Origin of the sequence: Streptomyces sp. NPDC001816, assembly GCF_042892235.1 — a bacterium.
Lineage (GTDB): Bacteria > Actinomycetota > Actinomycetes > Streptomycetales > Streptomycetaceae > Streptomyces.
This window is the reverse complement of record NZ_JBIATY010000022.1, coordinates 92,480-99,362: the sequence shown is the minus strand read 5'-3', so window position 1 is coordinate 99,362 and position 6,883 is coordinate 92,480. Positions and strand designations below refer to the sequence as shown.

6 protein-coding genes are annotated in these 6,883 nt (G+C 75.2%); 3 read left to right on the top strand and 3 right to left on the bottom strand.

Annotated elements, in window-relative coordinates:
- Nucleotides 1-151: 151 nt before the first annotated feature.
- Nucleotides 152-376, bottom strand: coding sequence for a hypothetical protein (locus ACFYZZ_RS44530; RefSeq protein ID WP_389189630.1), 225 nt, complete (start codon nt 374-376; stop codon nt 152-154).
- A gap of 114 nt (nt 377-490) precedes the next feature.
- The gene (locus ACFYZZ_RS44525) at nt 491-3,583 is read right to left on the bottom strand and encodes a type 2 lanthipeptide synthetase LanM family protein (RefSeq protein ID WP_389189627.1); all 3,093 of its coding nucleotides are present in this window, start codon (nt 3,581-3,583) and stop codon (nt 491-493) included.
- A gap of 831 nt (nt 3,584-4,414) precedes the next feature.
- On the opposite strand from ACFYZZ_RS44525, the gene ACFYZZ_RS44520 reads away from it, so the two are divergent.
- Nucleotides 4,415-4,687 (top strand): LuxR C-terminal-related transcriptional regulator, encoded by a 273-nt coding sequence (locus ACFYZZ_RS44520; protein ID WP_389189642.1) that lies wholly within the window; start codon nt 4,415-4,417, stop codon nt 4,685-4,687.
- A gap of 208 nt (nt 4,688-4,895) precedes the next feature.
- Nucleotides 4,896-5,291, top strand: coding sequence for a response regulator transcription factor (locus ACFYZZ_RS44515; RefSeq protein WP_389189624.1), 396 nt, complete (start codon nt 4,896-4,898; stop codon nt 5,289-5,291).
- A 37-nt stretch (nt 5,292-5,328) separates the two neighbouring features.
- Here the strand turns inward: ACFYZZ_RS44515 and ACFYZZ_RS44510 are convergent, their stop codons facing one another.
- Nucleotides 5,329-6,069 carry a Type 1 glutamine amidotransferase-like domain-containing protein gene (locus tag ACFYZZ_RS44510; protein WP_389189621.1) on the bottom strand — a complete coding sequence of 247 codons (741 nt, stop codon included), beginning with the start codon at nt 6,067-6,069 and terminating at the stop codon, nt 5,329-5,331.
- Between the two features lie 235 nt (nt 6,070-6,304).
- Between ACFYZZ_RS44510 and ACFYZZ_RS44505 the strand changes: the two genes are divergently transcribed.
- Nucleotides 6,305-6,853: a lantibiotic dehydratase gene (locus ACFYZZ_RS44505; protein WP_389189618.1), complete on the top strand. Its 549-nt coding sequence runs from the start codon at nt 6,305-6,307 to the stop codon at nt 6,851-6,853.
- The last annotated feature ends 30 nt before the right edge of the window (nt 6,854-6,883 follow it).

Genomic DNA, 6,883 nt, shown 5'->3' with positions numbered 1-6,883 from the left:
CTTTCTTCGTGTTGTTTGTCTTTTCTGGGGGGGGGGGGGGGGGCGCCCCGCCCCCCCCCCCGCCGGGGGGGGGGGGGGGGCCGCGGGCGCCCCCCCCCCCCCCCCCCCCCCCCCCCCCCCCCCCCCGCCGGGTGTCACTGCCGACGAGGCGTCACCGCGGTGCGGAGACCGAGGTGTCCAGCGTGCTCAGCGTGATGACGATCCCGCTGGTCAGCACCATCCCCGCCAGCACACGGGCCCGGGCGCAGGCGCGGTTGCGGCCCTTGAGGGCGATCCCGCCCGCCGCGTCCTGCTCGACGACGGCGGCCTCGGTGACGTCGGCGTCGGCATCGACGTCGGCGGAGGCGACGGTGGCGATGGTGAGCTGCTTGTCCATGACGGTGATCCCCTTCGGATGACCCGTGCGGGCGAGCACGGGGTGGGAGGCGGAGGAAAGCCGTGGTGCTGACGAGCGGTCGAGCGAAGGTGCGTGGGTCGTTCCGTGGGTCGTTCAGTGGATCGGTCGGTGGTCGGGATGTCCCAGGAGCAGAACGGAGGGGACGGTCTCGGGGTGGGCCAGGCGGAGCAGGCCGTAGCCGATGCCGGACAGTCCGGTCAGCAGCCCGGGGGAGGGCACGTGGTCGGGAGTGGCACACCGGTGGCCCTGAGCCTCGACGAGGGCGAGCACCTGGCCGGTGCGCCGGGTGAGGGTCTCGGCGGCGGTCGCGTCACCCCGTGCGGCGAGTACGGCCAGGGCCTCCAGCATGCCGAGGGTACCGTGCCCCAGGCTCAGATCGGGGTGCACCTCGGTCTGAGTCAGCCGGCTGCGGACCGACGGTGCGTCGGGTCCGACGGCGGCGGCCGCCATCCCGGCGAGTCCGGAGCACCAGGACGGATCCTGTGCCGTGGCGGGGGCGTCCTGGAGCGCGGCACGGAGCATGGCGTGGGCGGTGGCCGCGTGCGCGGCGGCGCGTCCGGGCCGGCGGGCCGCGTACCGCAGCAGCGCCCAGCCGACGCCCGCGCCGCCGTCCGCGAATCCGGGGACCCCGTCGGCGTCGGCCGCCGTGGCCAGCAACCGGTCCGCCGCCGCGTCCGCCAGCCGCAGGGCGGCGGGCGCCCCGGTCACCTCGTGCACCGCGACCGCGGCCGCCAGCGCTCCGGCCGTACCGCCGGCCAGCCCCGGATCCGGGCAGGCCGCCACGGCGTGGCCGAGCGCGGTCAGCGCATCCGGCAGACAGTCCGTCAGGTTCTCGTCCAGCAGGGCCGACAGCCGCACCAGGGCGTACAGGATGCCGCCCAGCCCGTCGTACGCCCCGGGACCGGCCGCCGCACTCGCCTCGGGATCGGCGGCCAGCGCCTTCAGCAGAGCCGGCAGCGGCGTCACGGCCTCCCGGGCCAGCGGCGCGTACCGGCCGCCCCCGGCCAGGGCGTCCGCCTGGGCCAGGAACAGCGCGACCCCGCAGTAGCCCTGCGCGAGTCCGGCGCCCATGGGCAGCACCGCCCAGTGCGGGCCCGAAACCCGTTCCAGACCCAGCCAGTTGGTCCGGCCTGCCTCGCGCACCGCGCGGGCGGCGATCTCGTCGGCGATCCCGCAGGCAGCGGCGAGCAGCCGGGACGGCTCGGGCACGACGGCGGGCACCGGTGCCACGGTCAGCTCGGACCTGGGCCGGTCCTGCGGAGCATGGGCGCCGCGGGCCGCGAGCGTGGCGGCGACGATCCACTCCTGGTCGTGGCAGTCGACCTCGTCCATCCGGGCGATCTTCTCCTGGACCGCGGTCAGACTCGCCGCCGGCAGCAGACCGGGCAGCCAGGTCCCATCGGCCGTCCGGACCCCGGTCCCGGACGGCCGATGGGCGAACAGGGGTACGTCACCGCGCCACAGGTCCGCCGTCTCGTGCTCGACGAGCCGCCGGCGCGTCTCGTCCTGCTCGGACTCGGTCCACAGGACGGCGAACACACCTTCCCTGGCCAGCGCGTCACCGAGCAGCGACGGATGCGTGGACTCCTCCAGCAGCGTCGCGTACAGCCGGGTCGAGCGGACGATCAGGCGCGCCGGGCTGTCGGCCCGGGCGGCCAACGGCCCGTCGGTACCGGCCAGTTCACGGCCGTGTGCGGCGATGGCCGCGTAGGCGGTGCGGAAGCCCTCCAGCAGGGCGGCCCGGTGGTCGGCGCCGTCCAGCGGACGGCCGTCGGGCAGGGGGTGGTTCTGCGCGGCCGGGCTGAGCACCGGGGCGCGCACGGCCCGCATGGTGTCCGTGCCGCTGTCCTCCCAGCGCAGCCCCTCGCTCGGGTAGGTGCCGTCGGAGGACCGGCCGAGCGCGGAGATGTCGAGCGCCCCGTGCTCACCGATCAGCAGGTGGGGCAGCAGGCAGGTGCGGTGCACGGAGGCGTGCAGGGCGTCCGCGGCCGGGTCCGCACCGGCCGTCATGGCCTGCGGGAGCCCGGTGTGCAGCAGCGTCTCGGCGTCCACCAGGACCGGCTGGTCGCCGCAGGCGATGACGTTCTCGTAGTGCATGTCCGCCCCGTCCACCGCGTACAGCAGGGCCAGCAGCGCGCCCTGCCGCCGGTAGAAGGCGTCGGTCTCGGTCACCGACCGGCACCAGCGGTGTGCGACGAACTCCAGCCAGCCGTACCCGTCCCGGTGAAGACCGCGCGGGCTGCGCAGCCCGAGCCCGGGCACCTTGGCGTTCAGCCAGCCCACCAGATCGTCCAGGAGGGCGTGCTGCTCCAGCGGCCGGGGTTTGTACACGATCCGGTCGCCGCTTGCGAAGTGCAGGATCGCGACCGCCCGGTTGCCCTGGTGCGCGTCACCCAGGCCGAGGTCGGCTCGGGTGAGCAGGCCGGGGGTCCGGCCGCCGAGGAGACCGGCGGTCAGGTCGTCCCGGTCGGCCCGGAACCGTCGTACGAGTTCGGCGGCGGCCTCGGCGGCGTCCAGCGCGGTCTGTCCGAGCATCCGGGCCAGCACCGGGTAGGTGGCGAACAGCCCGCCCAGACCCTGCCGGGTGCGCGTCATGGAGAGGAACGAGGTGAACCGCTCGCGGGGTCCGGCCCCGGCCAGCCGGCCGGCCCGCCGCGCCTTGGTGAGTTCGTGGACCAGGGTGCGTGCGGCCTGCCGGACCAGCTGATACGTCAGCCGCTCCTCGAACGCGCCCCGCCAGACCGCCCGTTCGGCCTCCGGCAGCCCCTCCAGCGGGCTGTCCAGCCGCGCGGCCGCCGGGGCGACGAGCGGTCGTACGACGGGGGCGAAGGCATCGGGTCCCGCGCCGCCGTACGTGCTCCCCGCCACCGCTTCCTCGATGGCCGCGTCCAGGGCCTGTTCGACGTACCACGCCCAACGGGGCTTGTCCGCACGGGCCGCCAGCCGCTCGGCGGGCTCCAGCACGAGCGCCGCTGCCGTGCCCGCGCCCACTCCGAGGTGGGCCAGCCGTGCGGCGAAGCCCTCCGCGTCGCCGGCGGCCCAGGGGGCGCGGACGGCGGCGGGCCCGGTCGGGGCCGCGGGGAGGTCCGGGGCGGCGAGCCGTTCCGCGAGGGACAGCGCCGGGGCCCACCAGTCGAGCGGCAGGCCGGCGCTCCGGGGAGCCGGGAGGCTGGCTGTCTCAGTCACGAGACGAAGGTCGCAGAGCCGGTACGCCCCCCACATGGGGAAGCGACCCCCATATTCTCCGCGGGCCCCCACCCCACTGGGGGACGGCCCCACCCCGGGCGGAGGAAACCGCATTTCGGCAGGGGTGTCCGCGTAACCCCCGGGTAAGGGTGGCGAGTTCGCTCCGGGTTCGTGACAACCCCGTTCACCCACCGGTACGGCCCTCGCATCCGCTGGTACGGCCCTCGCACCCGCCCTTCTGACGGCGCGCGACCCCCCATGCCCCCGCACTCCCCACCCCCACCCGGCCTTCACACACCCCTCCCCGGAGCCGCTCCACAGCGCCGCGACCGGCTCCCTCCCGCCCTTTGCCGGGGGCCGACACTCACCGGGCGGGAAAGGTGGGGGACTACTGCCGATGCTCCGCACCTGCCGGCGCAGCAGGGTGTTGTGCAGTACCCCAGACCGCCCGCCACTTCGACGACCGGGCGGACGACCTTCCAAAGAGAGCAGATGGGAGCACCCGTACCCGTCGGTGTGGTCGCCCTCGACCCGGTGCTGGAGGCCGGCACCCGCACGACCCTGCTCGCCTGCCCGTGGGCTGGCCGTGTGCGAGCCCGGCGACGCACGGGTCGCGGTCCTCACCGTGGACCGGCTCGGACCCGCCGAACTCGACGTGGTGCGCACGACCCGCGCCCACCCGAACCGCCCGGCTGTCGTCCTGGTGGCCGGAGCCCTCGCTTCCGGTGACGCCCTGCACGCCCTCGCCGCCGGCGCTCGCGGCCTGCTGCTGCGCCGGGAGGCTGACTCCGCACGCCTCGCCCACGCGGTGCTGGCCGCCGCCCGTGACGACTGCCCCCTGCCCCCGACCTGCTCGAACAGGTCCTCGACCGGCCGGGATCGGCCCGGCACACGACGGGCGGCTGGGCCGGCAGCGCCCTGTCGGAGCGCGAGCGCTCGGTCCTGCAACTGGTCGCCGACGGGCACGAGACGGCGGAGATCGCCCAGCGCCTCGCCTACTCCCCGCGCACGGTGACCACGGTCGTCCACGACATCACCCAGCGCTTCCGGCTGCGCAACCGCGCCCATGCGGTCGCCTACGCACTGAGGGCGGGCCTGCTGTGACGACTGCTTCGACCGCCCCCACCACCGGCGCTGCGCTCCGGTTGCGCGTCCTGTCGCCGCGCCACGCGGATCGGGTCCGCACCTTCGCCCGCCGCGCCGGTCTGCACCAGAGGCCGGGCCATGATTCCCCGACCCCCACGGTGATCGTCGCCGACGACGCCGAGCAGGCGCTGCGGGGCGTCCGTGACCCCGGCCCGCTGCTGCTCGTGTGCGACAACGTCACGCGCAGGGGTCTGATGCTGGCCCTCCGCGCCGGAGCGGTCGTCCTCAGGGCCGCGGACCTCACCGAGGACACCCTGACGGCAGCACTCCACAACACCGGCCATCCGTACCGGAGCATCCCCTACCCGGTGCTGTCCCAAGTCCTCACCAGCGGCCCGCAGTACGGCACCCCCACGCGGACCGGGGCGAACCCCGCCCTGACGGCCCGGCAGACCTCCGTGCTGCGCTTGATGGCCGAGGGACACGCCACGCGGACATCGTCCGGCTGCTGTCCTGCTCCGAACACACCGTCAAGAACGTCATCTACGAGGTCATGTCCCGCCTCCAGGCCCGCAACCGCGCCCACGCGGTGGCCCACGCGGTACGCCACGGCCTCATCTGACGCCGTGCGGCAGGCCTGCCGACGCCTTGAAGGCGCCTCAGAACGACGGTGTCGGCAGCAGCCGCGGCTCGATGCGCTCCTCGACCGCCCGATCGCCCTGCCTGGAGACCAGGTAGGCGCCCTTGCCCGGCAGTTCGGCCACGGCCTCGACCAACTCGGTGCCCCGGTAGACCAGGCCCACCCCGTCGTCGGTGCAGTGGGAGGCCGGCAGGGTGCCGTCCGCGACGAGGCGGTGGATCAGCGGGCGCCGGCCCTCGTCGGAGTCGTAGTGCACGCCGTTGCCGTACGGCAGCAGGCCGAGGGCGTCGGTGACCGGGCGGAGCTCGGGCCCGTAGGAGTCCGTCGCGCCACCCCGGAACCAGCAGATGGAGCCCGCGCTCACCCCGGCGAGCACCACGCCCGCCTGCCAGGCGCGGCGCATCACGGCGTCCAGGCCGTGCACCCGCCACACGGCGAGCAGGTTGGCCACCGAGCCGCCCATCACCCAGACCACGTCATGGCCGAGGACGGTGCCCTCGACGTCGTCGACGTTCGGCATGGGGAACAGCTGCAGCGGGGTGAGGTCGAAGCCGGCCACCCGGGCCGCCTCGGACACCCGCGCCGTGACGTGTTCCGCGTCCCCCGTGGCCGTGCCGACGTACAGGATCCGCGGACGCCTGCCGTGCACGCCGGAGAGGTCGACCGCGTGGTGGACCAGGGCGTCGAAGAGCACCCGGGTGCGTGCGCCGACGCGGTGCCCTCCCGAGGTGGCGAGGATGGTCGGTTCGGGTGCCGTCACGCGCGTGATCGTATCGCGGTGACTCCGGGCGAGACAGGGAGGAATCGTGGAGGTGAGCAGGGCGAGCCAAGGGTGGCGTAGCCGAACAGCCCAGTGGGGGCCGGTCGTTGGGCCGGCCCCCACTGCTCCCCTCCGGTGAGCTTCTCCCACGGGCTGCGCAGGGCCACGGCCGCCGCGTACCCGGCCGGCACGAGGACGTCCCGCAGGGTCCAGTCCGCCGCAGGGGTGAGGGTGGGTGAGGTGGAGGTTGTGCAGGCGGGCGGGGTACTGGCAGCGGTTCTGCGTGAAGAACGACACCATCGGCTTCTTCGGACCGGTCGGCTGGGGCCGCTGGGACCCGGCCGCACCGGGCGTCGCGCTCGACCCCGGGCACGGCCTGATCGCCGACTCGACCGCCTACTGGGCCAGTTGGGTAATCGACGCGCTGGCGAAGACCCGGGACGCCGACCCCGCCGTGCGCGAAGGGATCGCACCCCGGCGCGTGCCTTTCGTCGCCCTGGACGGAGACCGGGTCCGGGTGCCGGGGCGGCGCCCGGTGACCCTGTCGGCCGAGGCCGCGGCCGTCCTCGCCCGCTGCGACGGCACCCGCCCGGCCCGGCACATCGCCGCCGAACTGCCGGACACCGACGTGCCCGCCGTCCTGGACGACCTGGTCGCCCGCCGCTGGGCGGTGTGGCGGCTGGAGGTCCCCGCCGACACCCACCCGGACCGCGCCCTGCGCTCCTGGCTCGAGTCCGTCGGGGCGCCCGAGCCGCGCCGCCGTGGCCTCGCGGCCTCGACCTGATCTGGAAGACCTGGCCTCCGAACGAGCACC

Excerpts from the sequence above, each read along its gene's own strand:
- ACFYZZ_RS44530 (WP_389189630.1), bottom strand. The coding sequence starts at position 376 with ATGGACAAGCAGCTCACCATCGCCACCGTCGCCTCCGCCGACGTCGAT.